At 57.8% G+C, this 14,115-nt stretch carries 14 protein-coding genes and 1 pseudogene; 8 read left to right on the top strand and 7 right to left on the bottom strand.

Annotated elements, in window-relative coordinates; translation table 11 throughout:
- Positions 1-6: 6 nt before the first annotated feature.
- The 5 genes and pseudogenes from MUO32_RS24275 (at position 7) to MUO32_RS24295 (ending at position 2,362) form a co-directional block, all read left to right on the top strand.
- Positions 7-153, top strand: coding sequence for a DUF1127 domain-containing protein (locus tag MUO32_RS24275; RefSeq protein ID WP_003551724.1), 147 nt, complete (start codon positions 7-9; stop codon positions 151-153).
- A 42-nt stretch (positions 154-195) separates the two neighbouring features.
- On the top strand, positions 196-1,203 hold the full coding sequence (locus tag MUO32_RS24280; RefSeq protein WP_257950996.1) for an NADP-dependent oxidoreductase: 1,008 nt from the start codon (positions 196-198) through the stop codon (positions 1,201-1,203).
- Positions 1,204-1,230: 27 nt separating this feature from the next.
- Positions 1,231-1,419: pseudogene (locus tag MUO32_RS24285) on the top strand (ArsB/NhaD family transporter); the annotation flags it as partial.
- Positions 1,420-1,621: 202 nt separating this feature from the next.
- Complete coding sequence (locus MUO32_RS24290; RefSeq protein WP_257950946.1) at positions 1,622-2,068, top strand: PRC-barrel domain-containing protein; 447 nt, start codon at positions 1,622-1,624, stop codon at positions 2,066-2,068.
- 90 nt (positions 2,069-2,158) lie between these two features.
- Positions 2,159-2,362 carry a CsbD family protein gene (locus tag MUO32_RS24295; protein WP_257950947.1) on the top strand — a complete coding sequence of 68 codons (204 nt, stop codon included), beginning with the start codon at positions 2,159-2,161 and terminating at the stop codon, positions 2,360-2,362.
- Positions 2,363-2,452: 90 nt separating this feature from the next.
- Here the strand turns inward: MUO32_RS24295 and MUO32_RS24300 are convergent, their stop codons facing one another.
- On the bottom strand, positions 2,453-5,572 hold the full coding sequence (locus tag MUO32_RS24300; RefSeq protein ID WP_257950997.1) for a response regulator: 3,120 nt from the start codon (positions 5,570-5,572) through the stop codon (positions 2,453-2,455).
- A gap of 164 nt (positions 5,573-5,736) precedes the next feature.
- Between MUO32_RS24300 and MUO32_RS24305 the strand changes: the two genes are divergently transcribed.
- Positions 5,737-6,738, top strand: a complete 1,002-nt coding sequence (locus MUO32_RS24305) for a sensor histidine kinase (RefSeq protein ID WP_257950948.1) — start codon at positions 5,737-5,739, stop codon at positions 6,736-6,738.
- 58 nt (positions 6,739-6,796) lie between these two features.
- On the opposite strand, the gene MUO32_RS24310 is transcribed toward MUO32_RS24305, so the two are convergent.
- The 4 genes from MUO32_RS24310 to MUO32_RS24320 form a co-directional block, all read right to left on the bottom strand.
- Positions 6,797-7,414, bottom strand: a complete 618-nt coding sequence (locus MUO32_RS24310; RefSeq protein ID WP_257950949.1) for an HWE histidine kinase domain-containing protein — start codon at positions 7,412-7,414, stop codon at positions 6,797-6,799.
- 12 nt (positions 7,415-7,426) lie between these two features.
- On the bottom strand, positions 7,427-7,588 hold the full coding sequence (locus MUO32_RS29425) for a GAF domain-containing protein (RefSeq protein WP_374708715.1): 162 nt from the start codon (positions 7,586-7,588) through the stop codon (positions 7,427-7,429).
- 105 nt (positions 7,589-7,693) lie between these two features.
- Positions 7,694-7,960, bottom strand: a complete 267-nt coding sequence (locus tag MUO32_RS24315) for a hypothetical protein (protein ID WP_257950950.1) — start codon at positions 7,958-7,960, stop codon at positions 7,694-7,696.
- A gap of 38 nt (positions 7,961-7,998) precedes the next feature.
- The gene (locus MUO32_RS24320) at positions 7,999-11,118 is read right to left on the bottom strand and encodes a type II toxin-antitoxin system ParD family antitoxin (protein ID WP_257950951.1); all 3,120 of its coding nucleotides are present in this window, start codon (positions 11,116-11,118) and stop codon (positions 7,999-8,001) included.
- A gap of 137 nt (positions 11,119-11,255) precedes the next feature.
- Between MUO32_RS24320 and MUO32_RS24325 the strand changes: the two genes are divergently transcribed.
- Together MUO32_RS24325 and MUO32_RS24330 are read left to right on the top strand one after the other, a co-directional pair.
- Positions 11,256-12,350, top strand: a complete 1,095-nt coding sequence (locus MUO32_RS24325) for a PAS domain-containing protein (RefSeq protein WP_257950952.1) — start codon at positions 11,256-11,258, stop codon at positions 12,348-12,350.
- 2 nt (positions 12,351-12,352) lie between these two features.
- Complete coding sequence (locus MUO32_RS24330) at positions 12,353-12,799, top strand: response regulator (RefSeq protein WP_257950953.1); 447 nt, start codon at positions 12,353-12,355, stop codon at positions 12,797-12,799.
- Positions 12,800-13,167: 368 nt separating this feature from the next.
- Here MUO32_RS24330 and MUO32_RS24340 read toward each other — a convergent pair whose 3' ends face one another.
- Both MUO32_RS24340 and MUO32_RS24345 read right to left on the bottom strand, forming a co-directional pair.
- Positions 13,168-13,422: a hypothetical protein gene (locus MUO32_RS24340; RefSeq protein ID WP_257950955.1), complete on the bottom strand. Its 255-nt coding sequence runs from the start codon at positions 13,420-13,422 to the stop codon at positions 13,168-13,170.
- 251 nt (positions 13,423-13,673) lie between these two features.
- Positions 13,674-14,114 (bottom strand): hypothetical protein, encoded by a 441-nt coding sequence (locus MUO32_RS24345; RefSeq protein ID WP_257950956.1) that lies wholly within the window; start codon positions 14,112-14,114, stop codon positions 13,674-13,676.
- Position 14,115 lies beyond the last annotated feature (1 nt).

The following is a 14,115-nucleotide window of genomic DNA, read 5'->3' on the forward strand; positions in this document are numbered from 1 at the left end:
ATCATCATGAACGTAGCACGCTCCTTCAATAACTGGCGCAAGTACCGTCAGACCGTTACCGAACTTGGCCGCATGAGCTCCCGCGAACTGCAGGATCTCGGCATCAATCGCGCCGACATCCACAGCGTTGCTCGCCAGTCGGTCGCTCGCTAAGCGACTTGTTCCTGCCCGTCCTGAATGACGCTACGCCCGCTGATGACGCGGGCGTTTTTGTGTCTGGCCACCTTAAAGAGGGGCCCGCGGCGTCTGGCCGACATGCCCGATCCTCAGATCGGTGCCAATGATGTTCTGGTTCGCATCGAGGCCACGGCGATCAACCTTCTCGATTCCAAGGTCCGCGACGGCGAATTTAAGCTGTTCCTACCCTATCGCCCGCCCTTCATTCTCGGTCACGATCTGGCCGGAACGGTCCTGCGCGTCGGCGCCAATGTCCGACAGTTCAAGGCAGGCGACAAGGTCTATGGCCGCCCGCGCGATCACAGGGCCGGCACCTTTGCAGAGATGATTGCGGTTAATGCCGCAGACCTCGCGCTGAAACCGGCCAACCTTTCCATGGAGCAGGCTGCATCGATCCCGCTGGTCGGACTGACCGCCTGGCAGGCGCTGGTCGAGGTGGGCAAGGTCAAGCCCGGCCAGAAAGTGTTCATTCAGGCCGGCTCCGGCGGTGTAGGCACCTTCGCCATCCAGCTTGCCAAACATCTCGGTGCGACCGTGGCCACCACCACCAGTGCGGAGAATGTCGAGCTGGTCAAGAGCCTCGGCGCCGATGTGGTCATCGACTACAAGGCACAGGACTTCGAGCAGGTTCTCTCCAGATACGATCTGGTGCTGAACAGCCAGGATGCCAAGACGCTGGCTAAGTCTGTGATCGTTCTGAAACCGGGCGGCAAGCTGATCTCGATCTCCGGCCCGCCGGACGGCCCGTTCGCCAAGTCGCTGAAGCTGAACCTCTTCTTTCGCTTCGTGATGCGCATGCTCAGCCAGAGCATTCTGAAAAAGGCAAAGAGCCGGGGTATCGACTATTCCTTCTTGTTCATGCGCGCCGAAGGGCAGCAACTCGCCCAGATCGCCAAGCTGATCGACGCCGACGCCATCCGTCCGGTCGTGGACAAGGTGTTTCCGTTTGCACAGACGCCAGACGCCTTGGCCTATGTCGAAACCGGACGCGCCAAGGGTAAGGTCGTGGTCAAGGTTGCAGATTAAGGCTGCCGCCAAGATTGCGAATTATGAGGCGCAGTGCTGATCGGCGTCGATCTTAGCCCTAGCCTCTCCGTCACCGGGTCGCTCGCGACAATTCTCTGGCTAAGTGCGCTACGCCGCGAGGGTTTGCATATCGGCGCCTGGGCCTTCCTGAAGATCGGCTTCATGGTGATGGGACCGGCGCTCGCTGCATCACTGGCTATTTTAGCGTTGCAATAGCGGATGTAAAAGTCGGTGGCCGACTGAGCAAGTCTTGCTAGTCGGCGCGCAAGGCGGATCGCTGACATGCTCAGCGACTTGTAGATTCCGGCGTCCCGTCATTCGATTAAGTTAATGATTTCAAAGAACTTCGGAACAATGTTGGTTTTCGCCTATTGTAGACGGCTTGCGATGTCGCAAGCAGTTATACAGGAGTCAACGCATGAAACTTTCCATCATTGCCGCCGCCTTCTCGATTGTCGCAGTCTCGGGCCTCGCCCATGCCCAGGAAACTGTTGCCACGGGAACGGACGCCATTCTGGCGGGGCCAGGGATCACGATGGGAAAAGCGGCAACCATGCCGCTGAAGTACGTTGAGATTAAAGACACCGATCTGGTCACCTCAAAGCTTGTTGGCGTCGATATCTACAACAAGCAGGATGAGAACATCGGCGAAATTTCCGACATCGTAGTCGGCGACGGCAAATCCGTAATCGGTGTCGTCGCAAGCGTCGGTGGTTTTCTTGGCCTCGGCACCAGCTATGTGGTGATCGACCCCGCGTCCTTGGCTTTGGCAGACGACGACGGAACCTGGAAGGCCTACGTCGATACAAACAAGGATGATCTCTCGAAGGCGCCGAAGTTCGATTACGACAAGATCAACAAGTAAAACCGGGCTGTCGCGCGGATGTTGAAGGCGAGGCCGGAACCATCTGCGAGGAAACCCATTTACTCCACATAACAACCAAAGGAGACCCCAATGGACTGGAACCGTGTTGAAGGTAACTGGAAGCAGGTCAAGGGCAAGATCAAGGAACAGTGGGGAAAGCTCACTGACGATGATCTAGATGTGATCGCCGGCAAGCGTGATCAGCTCGAAGGAAAGATCCAGGAGCGCTACGGTTACGCCAAGGATCAGACGAACAAGGATATCGACGACTGGTATGGCCGTCAGACCTGGTAATTTTAAACCCCGCTTCGGCGGGGTTTTCAATTCTAGCAGTATACGCGCAAAAATGCTGCCGGCTTGACGTCACTTAAAGTCGGCAGCTTTTCATTCTAAAGACGTCGCTTCTGCAAGCACGGCTGTCAACTGGTCCAATGTAAACGGTTTGGGCAATTGAAGCGCATCCGCTATGCCGGAGGCAGACTTTGCATTGTTGTCGCCACTGGCAAAGACGATGCGCGTTTCGGGCCAACTCTTTATTACTCTCTGCGCAAGGTCGATTCCTGAAATACCGGGCAGCCCTACATCGGTGAGCAGGACATCGACTTTCTCCATTCCCAGTATCGAAAGTGCGCTCTCGGCCGAGCCCGCCTCGTGGACCAGATACCCAAGCTCACCCACCATATCGACTGTCGACATCAGTATCAGTGGCTCGTCTTCCACAACGAGCACGCTCATCGCTTTGCTCTTAATCGGTTGTTGGCTCTGGGCGGGCTCCTGCTCGTGGCGTTCTAGCCGCTCAACGGCGATCTGGTGTTGCTGGGCATTGCTCAGGACGTGACGAACCTTGCGCGCAAGCGCTTCGCGCGTGTACGGCTTGGACAGAAGCTCGACGCCGGCGTCTAGCCTGCCACCATGCACGATTGAGTTTTCCGTGTAACCTGACGTGTAGAGCACCGCCATCCCCGGGAACAGCGCCTTTGCCTTTCTGGCAAGCTCTGTGCTTCGCATGGGGCCGGGCATCACAACGTCGGTGAACAGCAGGTCGATTTGCATACCGCTTTTGACGATTGCAAAGGCCGATTGCGCGTCGTGTGCTTTTAGAACTCTGTATCCAAGGTCGCTCAAGAGCGCCACGGATGTTTCGCGAACGCCGTCATCGTCTTCGACAACGAGCACCGTCTCCGTACCCCCCTTCGCCGGCATGGCGTTGACGTCCATCAGACTGTCCTCGACCTGCATCGTACGTGGCATATAGAGCTTCATCGTCGTGCCGTGGCCGACTTCGCTGTAGATCTTCAGGTGGCCGCCGGACTGCTTGAGAAAGCCGTAGACCATAGAAAGGCCGAGGCCGGTGCCCTTGCCGTCTGTCTTGGTGCTAAAGAAAGGTTCGAGCACATGCTCGATGATTTCGGGTGATATACCCGACCCCGTATCGGTCACGGCGACGAGAACGTACTGGCCGGGCCGTACGTCCTCATGCAAGCGGGCGTAATCGTCATCGAGAACCGAATTTGCAGTCTCGATCGTCAACCGGCCGCGGCCATTCATCGCGTCTCGAGCGTTGATCGCCAGGTTCAGGATGGCATTCTCCAACTGGCTGGGATCGATCACCGTGTTCCAGAGGCCGCCAGAGACAATGGTTTCAAGTTCGATCTCTTCGCCAAGCGCGCGGCGCAGCATATCGTCCATGTTCTGGACCAGCTTGCGGACGTTGATGACCTTGGGCTCAAGAGGCTGCCGGCGCCCGAACGCCAAGAGCTGCGACGCCAGTTTGGCACCACGCTCAACGCCCGCGAGAGCGTTTTCGAGGCGTTGTGCAGCGCGAGGGTTTCCGTCGATATCCTTCGACAGAAGCTGAAGATTTCCGCTGACGACCTGGAGAAGATTGTTGAAGTCATGCGCGACGCCGCCGGTCAGATTACCCAGCGCCTCCATCTTCTGCGCATGCCTCAACGCGATCTGGGCGTTTTCACGCTCCACCGTTTCCTTCTCGAGATCCAGAAGAGCGTTTCTCAGTTCTTGGGTGCGCTGCTCCACCCTCTGTTCAAGGGTATGATTGAGGCTGTGGAGCTCAGCCTCTGCGCGTTTCTGGTGCGTAACGTCAAAGCCGTCGACGAAGATACCCGTGACGGTCCCTTCGTGATCGAAAATGGGTTGGTAGATCAGATTGATAAAGCGTTGATCCGGGTCCTTTTCGTCATCACGCTGCAGCGACACGGGGAGGTAACGGCCGATATAGGGCTTGCCCGACCGGTAGACGCCATCGAGCAATTCGAAGAAGCCTTGTCCGGCCACCTCTGGAAGCGCTTCGCGGACACTGAGGCCCACGAGCTGCCTATGCCCGACCAGTTGGAGGTAGGCGTCGTTGACGAGCTCGAATACGTGTTCGGGCCCGCTCATGATACACATGAAACTTGGCGCTTGCTGAAACAAGCCCCGCATGCGGTCCCGTTCTGCGGTGCGAAGCTCAACCTCCGAGGAAAGCTGGCGATTGAGCTGCTCAAGGGCAACGGCCGCCCGCTCTCGCAATTTGGCAGCCTCCGCCAGTGCCTCCGCTCGCCGCCGTTCCGTTTCGAACGACTCAGCGCTCGCCAGACGTGAGGTTATCTGGCCCGCGATCAGCTTTAGGAAGTCAAGGTACTCGTCATTGAGCGCTCGGTGAGGATTGAGCCCGCTGATCAATATTCCTTTCGGCTTGTCACTGCCCTGTCCGATCAAGGGAATTATCGCGGCCCGAGATGGAGCGTTCGGCCATGGTCCGGATGGGACGTCCTGGGTCGCCGATAGGTCTACCAGCGCGACAGCCTGTTTCGACCAGGCGCTGTCGAGGCTCCAGATGCCCACGCCACGCTCGATTTCGGCGGGCATAAGACCATGGTCGTTAGCAGTACCGCAGATCCACTCCCGCCTCGCGTCGCCTTTATCGTCGAAGATATAGAGAGCGCTAAAGGGTAAGTCCTGCAGGTTCGCATTCAGCGCTGCGTAAGAAGCGCTAAAGACCTCACGCTCAGTGCTTGCCGCCGCAAGTCCAGAGGCAAGAGCCCGCATCGTCGACATGCGGCGTTCACTGATGACCCTCTCGGTCTCCTCGGTGACGGCGCAAAAAACGCCTTCGACTTTGCCACCGTCTCCAATGAGCGGACTATACGAGAAGGTGTGGTAGGTCTCCTCGGCGTAGCCATCGCGCTCGAGCAACAAAAGAAGCGCTCTGTCCCAGGTTGCGTGGCCCGTTTCGTAAACCGTTGCCAGACGTCCTTTGATATCGTCCCATATTTCTGACCACAGTACTTTCGTCGGCACGGCAAGAGCGTTTGGGTGCTTGTTGCCAAGGGTTGGTCGATAGGCATCATTGTAGAAAAACGCGATGTCCGGCCCCCACCCGAGCCACATTTCAAACTTCGACGTCAATAAAAGCCGGACTGCCACCTTCAGTGCTTCGGGCCATTCGTCGGGTTGACCAAGGGAAGTGTTTCCCCAGTCATGGTGGCGCATCATACGCGCCATCTCACCGTCGCCGACGAAAATATCCTGAAATTGGTCCGAAACTTGTAGGTTCATGACACTTCCATTGGAATATCGCAGAGCCCACATAGGCCATTGATAACGCTTGTCCAGCCCGCTAGTTCTGGATCGAGGTGAGTTTTTGCTTGTGGTGGAAGAGATTTGGGATGAGCCAAGCGAAATCGCAGCCGGAGTGGAGTGCCGAAGAGCTTAGGAGGGCTGTCAAGTCGGCAGGCGTCGCGCTGTGGACCTGGATTGTCGACGACGATACGTTCGTTATGGACGCCAAGGCCTATGAGCTATGGGATATTCCCGTCGAGGAGGACCTGACTTTCGAGCACCTCTCTGCGAAGGTCCATCCCGCCGACCGCGATCGGGTCAGGGCGGCGTTCGTCGCGACCCGCGCAGTCGACGGGCCTTTCGAAATTGATTTTCGTATCTTGACCGATGCGTCGGATGTCAGGTGGGTGTCCGCGCGTGGCCAGGGCAACGATGGCGATGTCGAAACGAAGAAAATGACCGGCATTTTTCTTGACGTAACGGGTCGCAAGCAGGCGGAGGAGGGACATGAACTGCTCGCTGGCGAGATGAGCCATCGCGTGAAGAATCTACTGGCCCTTGCGGCAGGTCTGACGACGCTTACCTCCCGCTCGACCGAGACGAAGGAGGACATGGCCAAGCAGCTGACGCAGCGGCTGACGGCTCTCGGCCGTGCCCATGAACTGGTCCGCCCGCTTCCCGACGGTCAGGGAAGCGCTGCTTTGCTGGGTGACCTTTTCACCGTGCTGCTCGCACCCTATGATGACGTTGGCGCTTTTGCCGGGCGCATCCGCGTGGCGGTTCCAAGACTGGGACTAGGGGAGAAGGCGGCGACGAGCCTTGCGCTCGTCATTCATGAGCTGGCGACGAATTCGCTTAAATACGGCGCATTGTCAAATGACACAGGGTTGCTCGACATTTCCGGGTCGATGGTCGAAGACAATGTCGAGATCGTCTGGAACGAGCACGGCGGCAAGGGCGTGCGTGCGCCGGATCTGACGGAAGGCTACGGAAGCAAGTTACTGCAGCGCACAGTTTGCGGCCAACTCGGCGGGTCGATCGATCACGACTGGGGCGAGGGTGGCCTCGTGGTAACGCTCAGGATGAAGGAAAGCCATCTTGCCGCATGAGAAGCGAGGTCGTGGATTCCTGCCGGGACCAATATAAGTCGCTCCGTATATGTAGGCGCTACCGCTGAAGCATGGATGCAGGGATGTCGAGGGTAACCACCAGGCCATCGACCATGAAGTTTCGCTCGATCTTTCCCATGAGCTGTGCTTCGACGGTCCTTGAGACCATTCTGGTTCCAAATCCCTTTCTGGACGGCGCGTTCGTTAGCGGTGTCCCGCCAACTTCTCGCCAGACGATGTGGAAGGTGTCGCCCTCGCATCGGCACTTCAGATCGATATAGCCATCGACGGTCGCCAGCGCGCCATACTTCGCCGCGTTCGTCGCCAGCTCATGGATGACGAGGGCGAGGGCCGACGACGCCTTTTCGCCGACGGAGACCGTCGGGCAGTAGACGACAACCTGGCGGTCGTTGCGCTTGAACGGCGCGAGCAGCGCGTCGATCAAATCCCCAAGGCCGCTGGCAATTCGATCGCCGCCCGACTTGACGTTAACAATAAAGTCGTTCGCCTTGCTGAGCGCCTGTATCCGTCCTGTGACGCTTCGTACGAAGCCGTCGAGATCGGTCTCAGTTCTCGATGACACGATGAGCAGACTGGAGATTACCGAGAAAATGTTCTTGAGACGATAGGCAAGCTCGCCCTCGATAAGGGCTCGCTGCGCGTCGAACCGCGCCATTTCGGCAACCCGTTAGCGAAGGGCTATCTGCTCTTCGACGAGTTTGGCAAAATCCTCAAGTATTTCCTGCTCGCGCGCCGTCCATTGGTGAGGCGCTGAACCGATGGCGCAAAGCGATCCCATGACATGACCATCCTCGCTGAGCAGGGGACATACCGAGATACGCGCGGACATTCAATTCCGGTTTCACTAGATTGTCACAGACGAGAGGGTCGAGGACGGCATCCTTTATAACCAACGGCGCGGCCCTAGAAACGACATTCTGGCAAAACGAATGCGTCAATGGCGCTCGCGCTCGCTTTTCCAAGGCTCGGGCAGGCCAAACGTGCTTTTGAAAAACTGTCGCTTGGTATCGACGAGAGAAAGAAGCGCCACCGGAACCGACAAGGTCGCGGCCACCAACCGCGTCAAACGGTCGAAGCGTTTCTCAGGACCGCTGTCCATCGGATCCGTCTGGTATAGCGCGCTTAGTCGCTCCTGGCCAATATACAACTCATGGTTCTCTCTGTTTCCGGCGATGCGTGGCGGCTGGGGTTTGTCGTTCATTGGAGCATCCTCGGACGTTCCGCCGCCTGCCGTGAAACCTATTTCGACGCATCCACCTCGTCTGCCCGGTCGCACGATAGGGTTTTTGCGTTTGTTCCCCGCAGCGCGCGGCTAAGTTGCTCGGCATCGTAAGGCTTGCAGAGGACGATCCCGTCGGAATCGCGCACAGCCGAGGCGTCCCCAGTCGCAAAGATGATCCTCGATAAAGGCCGCAAGGCGCGAGCTCGCTCCGCAAGAACCTTGCCCGAGACGCCCGGAAGGCTGATGTCGGTGACCAGAACGTCGAAGGGAACCGTCTCCAGAGCAGCCATCGCTTCTTCGGCGCTTCCTGCGTCGACAACGATGTGACCTGCTTCCTTCAGGATGTCGGATGTGTTCATCCGGATCAGCGCATCGTCTTCGACTAGGATGATCGTGAGCCGGGCGGCGGGTTCGGGCGACGGTGTCTCAGACGGTTTTGGGGCCGGAGGCGTGGAGGGCAGGGGGCCGGACCTCTGCCGCTGATTGTTGATGACGTGCCGGAACTTTCGCGCCAAGGCGTCCCGCGTATATGGTTTCGAGAGGAGCTCCACGCCGGCATCGAGCTTGCCGCCGTGCACGATGGAATTCTCGGTATATCCCGATGTGAAGAGCACGGCGACATCGGGCAGGCGCTCTTTGGCCTTGCGCGCTAGCTCCGGGCTTTTCAACGTACCTGGCATGACCACATCCGTGAACAGGATGTCGATTGGTATGCCGCTGTCGATGACGTTCAGCGCGCTGGCGGCATCGACCGCCTTCAGGACACGGTAGCCGAGATCGGCGAGGAGGGCCACGACAGTTTCGCGAACCGCATCGTCATCCTCGACGACGAGAACCGTTTCCGTCCCGCCGGCGATCGGTCCGTTGTCGACGTTGATCTCCATATCTTCCGACTGGAGGGCCCTTGGAAGATAAAGCTTGATCGTCGTGCCGTGACCGATCTCCGAATAGATTTTTACGTGGCCGCCGGATTGCTTGACGAAGCCGTAAACCATCGAAAGGCCGAGGCCGGATCCCTTGCCCTCCGCTTTTGTCGAAAAGAATGGTTCAAAGACCTTGTCGATAATCTCCGGCGACATGCCGGTGCCGGTATCGGTGACGGCGAGCAGGATATATTGACCAGCCGTGACCTCGTCATGCGTGCGAGCATAAAGCTCGTCGAGATGCGCGTTCGACAGTTCGATGGTCAGCTTGCCCTGGCCGTCCATCGCATCACGCGCATTGATGGCGAGGTTGAGCAGCGCATTTTCGATCTGCGCCGGATCGATGAACGTGTTCCAGAGTCCCCCTGCGACGACCGTCTCCACCTCGACAGCCTCGCCGAGCGCCCTGCGAAGCATGTCGTCCATGCCCTGTACGAATCGGCTGATGTTGACGACCTTCGGTTCGAGCGCCTGACGCCGGCCAAATGCAAGCAGCTGGCTTGCCAACTTCGCGCCCCGGCTGACACCAGCCATGGCGTTTGCGACACGTTTCTCGGCGCGTTCGTTCCCGGCTACATCCTTGGCAATCAGGGCTAGATTGCCGGATACGACCTGGAGGAGATTGTTGAAGTCGTGCGCCACGCCACCCGTCAGTTTGCCGACGGCCTCCATCTTCTGGGAATGCGCAAGCTTGATCTCCGCCTGCCGGCGCTCGGCGATTTCCGCGATAACCCGCGCCTCGAGCGTTTCGTTCAGCTGTCGCAGCTGTTCTTCCGCCCGCTCGCGATGGCGAACCTGTTTCGCCAGCGTATCGGCCTGATCACGCAGCGCGGCCTCGGCTGCGCGCTGATGCGTGATGTCTGCGTGCACACCGACCCACTCGAGTATGTCGCCATTCCTGCCAAGAATAGGTAATGCTCGGACCGCGAACTGACGCCAGGCGCCGTCATGTCGGCGCACCCGATGCTCGTAGACAAACATGGTCTTCGTCGCGACCGCCTGCTGCCAGGCCCCCACGCTTCCAGCGGAATCGTCCGGGTGGACGGCGTTCGACCAGCCATATCCCTGATATTCATCTGGTGTTTGTCCAGTCAGGGCAGCCCATCCGGGTTGCTCTCCGACCATGCGACCGTCGGCGCTGTTGGTCCATAGAATTCCGTGGACCGCGTCCATCGCGGTGCGGAAACGAGCGTTGCTGAATTCGATCGCGGCCTCGCGGGCTGCACGCTCTTGGATGTCGATCCCCAAAATATGCACGCCCGGAATAGAGCCGTCCGGCTCGACATGGGGCACATAGCGGACCTCCAGTCGCCGGACTGAGCCGTCGGCCCGGGGCATATTGGTTTCAGCCGTAAACGTTTCGCCCGACAGTCCGCGATCGATCGAGGCTTTACGGTCTGCGTAAGCCCGTTCCCCGATCATGGCTTCGACATGCCGGCCGATCATCGTTTGCGGATCGATATCAAACCAGTCGCGGTAGGCTTCGTTGGCAAAGCGATAGATATGATCGCGATCCACGTAGGAGATCAGCATCGGCACAGCGTCGGTAACCCGGCGCAGCTCCGCCTCTCGCTCGGCAAGTTTCCTCTCCGCGGAAATCCTCGCGCTGTTATCGACGATCGTGCACATCACGCCGCCGACCGTTCCATTCGCCTGGTACACCGGCGTATAGAAGAGATCCAGCATCATGGTCTGCGGACCGTCCGGCCGCTGGAACACGATCGGCTGGTCACGATGAAACACGGTCTCGCCGTTCAGACCGGCTTCCAGGATCGGCCGATTCCAGTCCCAGATCTCCGGAAAGGCTTTCGCAACGGGTGTTCCCAGTGTTGAAGGATGGCGCTCCCCAGCAATTTCCCGATAGGCGTCATTGTACAGCATGACGTGGTCGGCACCCCACATGAGCACCTTGGCGACAGGGGAATTCACGATATTGGCGACGGTGGCCCGCAATTCCAGGGACCAGCCCTCAACCGCGCCAAGGACGTTACTGGCCCAGTCCTTGGTTCTGATGAAGTTGCCACACTCACCACCGCCAATGGGCCAGCCGGGAACAGGAGCCGACCTCGGCTTTGCATCTGCGTCTCTGAGGGCCCGCAGGCCGGCGCGTACGACCTCGCTGGCATTGGCAAAGTCGCCGGATGCCAGGCTCTCGTTGATGAAACTCTCAAGCTCGGGGGTGAGCGATACGTTGCGTGACTGACGATGAACCATGGGCGTTCGTGCCACCGGTACGGGGCTGTGTCAACAGATGGCACACGACAAGAAATTCAGGATCTTCACTGGAACCAGAATGCTCGACGTCGCGTTAAATGACGCTGAATTTTGTGGAACGGAGAGTGGGGGTACCATTGGATCAACGCGATGATTGGCACCTAACTGACAGGCTTCACTACGACCATGGTCGTGGGGATCCTTTTGCTGCTGCCGTGCGCGCCACAAGAATGCCGATGGTGATCACCGATCCATCTCAGCCGGACAATCCGATTGTCTTTTGCAATGAGGCGTTCCAGAAATTGACAGGATATGATCAGAACGAGGTTCTGGGGCGTAACTGTCGTTTTCTGCAGGGCCCTGGTACCGACCGATGTTCAATCGACAAAATAAGGGAGGCGATCTCGAGGGGCGAGAGCATTGCCATCGAGTTGTTGAACTATCGCAAGGATGGCTCCACCTTCTGGAATGCTCTTTATCTCAGCCCGGTTCGCAACGATGACAACTCCATCCAGTTCTTCTTTGCTTCCCAGCTGGATGTAACCAACCACATCGTCGCCAAAGACAGGGCGATTGCACAAAGAGAGGAGATCGAAAACGAGGTCGCCAAGAGGACCGGCCAGCTCGAAGCGGCACTGGAAGCGAAGACATTGCTCCTTCATGAGGTCGATCATCGGGTCAAAAACAACCTCACCATGATAGGGTCTCTGCTTCGATTGCAATCGCGCACGATCGGGGATCCCGAGATAACAGCCAAGCTCGAGGCTATGATGGAGCGGATCGATGCCCTGGCAACCGTTCATCGGACCCTTTACCAATCGGACGATGTGACTAAGTTCGACGTCAGTGCATTTGCTGTGACGCTTGCGCAAGATGTTGTCGGTTCAAGCGGGCGATCGAACATCTTGCTGGCAACGGATCTGGAACCGATCTTGATTCCTGCCGGTCACGCCTCTTCGCTTGGGTTGGTTCTCAATGAGATCCTCACGAACGCTATCAAGCACGGCCTTCGCGAAGGGCGTGCGGGGATCTTGAAGCTCTCCGGAGGATCGACCGCGAACGGTGCGGAAATTCGTATAGATGATGATGGCATCGGTTTTTCTGACGAGCCATCGAAGGGGCTCGGGCGCATGCTTGTAGAACGTCTAACGAAGCAGACTGGTGCAACGGTGGAATGGTCGAACCTCGACCCAGGTACGTGTGTGACCATTCGCCTGAATGATTGGAATTGAAAATGGAAAGGCCGAAGCCACCACTGAGCGTCCTCATCGTCGAGGATGAGCCACTGCTGGCAATGGACGTTGAAATGATGGTTGAGGATGCTGGCCATCGCGTGATGGCAGAAGCGGCGTCGCTGTACGATGTGGAGGCGCTAGATCCGGCGCAATCGCCCGACATCGCATTCGTCGATATGCAGCTTGCGCGTAACACCACCGGCCTCCAGGTCTGTTCTCTGATCCAGGAGCGGTGGAGCAATACTATTATTATATTCGTGACCGCAAATCCCAAGAAAATCCCCGATGATTTCAGCGGTGCACATGGGGTCATTCCAAAACCCTTCTCTCGTCACGGATTTATGAATGCGCTGCGCTACCTCCAAGAAAGCGTCTGTACGCCACCACCAATCACGGCGCTCCCAGGAAGTTTTGTGCCGTCAGAGCATCTTGCCGCGACATGGTGAAAGTCAGGTTGGGTAGAGATATGGCGCCGGAGGGGCGCACGCGAACGATGATGGCGAAGAAGTTAGCGGCACGCGGGCGAAACGCTCTCGTCTTCAACGTCGGGCGAGAACCCCGTTCCAGGTGTCTTGCTTTTGTCCATCAGATGCTGCTTTGCGTGAGGGCCCGCCGGGGGGCCTTCCGGTGCGATCGGTGCCTTTTTGCCCGTATCCTCCATAGCTTCTTGCGCACTTTTGTCCTTGTTCATCGAAAATCTCATGAAGTTGTTGTGTATTAACCTCGAGCATCAGACTGAGGAGTACCGGCGGTATCACCTCCAGCTGGTCATGAGTTCATCTCACATCTTAGTCTAATATGGCATGTCTAACGATCATTCTCTGTATGGAGCGCTCTCAACCGCGCTTCGTATCTCGGCACGGTTGATCGTGTTGACCCTGTTCATGAGATAGGCGGCGATATTGCCACCGCAGTGTTCCGCTAGATCTTTGGCACTGTACCCGTCTTTTTGGGCCCGACGCCTTAAGATGTCAGCCTGCTGCTGGAAATCGACAGCTTTGTCCGAGAACCCCGGAGAGGTGGCCATTTCCTCGTACATGGCATCGAGCCAGTCATTGACCGTTTTCATGCTGTCTAATCCTGTTCCTTGAGAACGAGCATCATCATGGCTCAGCCTATATGCCGTTCATCACTTAGGCTTCTTCTCGCTAATCGGGCGATCCGTTGCCTTTCGCAGTTGCTGTTCAGCCTGTGTTTCAAGATTATCGCGGTTTTCGTCCGCCACTTTTGGATCGCTTCGCGCTGCGTCGCTTGCCGGATCGAGTTTCTTGTCGGTCAGGCGGGGGTTTCCTGACGTCTGGAGGTCGCTTGGAGCTTGTGTTACGTTTCGCTGATGGATGGAAGGTGGACTTCGACTTGCTGGCGCCGCTTTTCATCCATCGGCTCGACGTTCTCTTTCCAAAACGCTTCTGCCTCAGGCGGCTCGCTTTCCCACTTGCGGGTACTGACGATATTGTCATCGACCTTCGCGAGGCGACTGCCGCCAAGGCGAAGATACTCCTCGGCCAGACTCAACGACGGGGTCTTCTCGTCGCTGCGCATTCCCGCGGAGTGGTCTGGGTTGAGAAGTGCAAGCAAAGCTTCGCGCTCGGGTGCAGAGGGGGTCTGCCCCAAAAATGCATCCACCGACATTCGCGTTTCGTGGCCTCCAGAGGGTTGGTTGGCTCTGTGAACCACAATAATCTCTTCTCTCGGCTCTTCCTTACTGAGCAGCCAGCGATCTCCATTCGAACTGACCGCGAATTCCTGTTCGTTCTCCATG

The organism is Shinella sp. CPCC 101442, from assembly GCF_024704725.1.
Lineage (GTDB): Bacteria > Pseudomonadota > Alphaproteobacteria > Rhizobiales > Rhizobiaceae > Shinella.

What these genes read in the sequence shown, in the direction of transcription:
- MUO32_RS24275 (WP_003551724.1), top strand. Translation starts at nt 7, where the DNA reads ATGAACGTAGCACGCTCCTTCAATAACTGGCGCAAGTACCGTCAGACC.
- MUO32_RS24280 (WP_257950996.1), top strand. Translation starts at nt 196, where the DNA reads ATGACGCGGGCGTTTTTGTGTCTGGCCACCTTAAAGAGGGGCCCGCGG.
- MUO32_RS24290 (WP_257950946.1), top strand. Translation starts at nt 1,622, where the DNA reads ATGAAACTTTCCATCATTGCCGCCGCCTTCTCGATTGTCGCAGTCTCG.
- MUO32_RS24295 (WP_257950947.1), top strand. Translation starts at nt 2,159, where the DNA reads ATGGACTGGAACCGTGTTGAAGGTAACTGGAAGCAGGTCAAGGGCAAG.
- MUO32_RS24300 (WP_257950997.1), bottom strand. Translation starts at nt 5,572, where the DNA reads ATGGCGCGTATGATGCGCCACCATGACTGGGGAAACACTTCCCTTGGT.
- MUO32_RS24305 (WP_257950948.1), top strand. Translation starts at nt 5,737, where the DNA reads ATGAGCCAAGCGAAATCGCAGCCGGAGTGGAGTGCCGAAGAGCTTAGG.
- MUO32_RS24310 (WP_257950949.1), bottom strand. Translation starts at nt 7,414, where the DNA reads ATGGCGCGGTTCGACGCGCAGCGAGCCCTTATCGAGGGCGAGCTTGCC.
- MUO32_RS29425 (WP_374708715.1), bottom strand. Translation starts at nt 7,588, where the DNA reads ATGTCCGCGCGTATCTCGGTATGTCCCCTGCTCAGCGAGGATGGTCAT.
- MUO32_RS24315 (WP_257950950.1), bottom strand. Translation starts at nt 7,960, where the DNA reads ATGAACGACAAACCCCAGCCGCCACGCATCGCCGGAAACAGAGAGAAC.
- MUO32_RS24320 (WP_257950951.1), bottom strand. Translation starts at nt 11,118, where the DNA reads ATGGTTCATCGTCAGTCACGCAACGTATCGCTCACCCCCGAGCTTGAG.
- MUO32_RS24330 (WP_257950953.1), top strand. Translation starts at nt 12,353, where the DNA reads ATGGAAAGGCCGAAGCCACCACTGAGCGTCCTCATCGTCGAGGATGAG.
- MUO32_RS24340 (WP_257950955.1), bottom strand. Translation starts at nt 13,422, where the DNA reads ATGAAAACGGTCAATGACTGGCTCGATGCCATGTACGAGGAAATGGCC.
- MUO32_RS24345 (WP_257950956.1), bottom strand. Translation starts at nt 14,114, where the DNA reads ATGGAGAACGAACAGGAATTCGCGGTCAGTTCGAATGGAGATCGCTGG.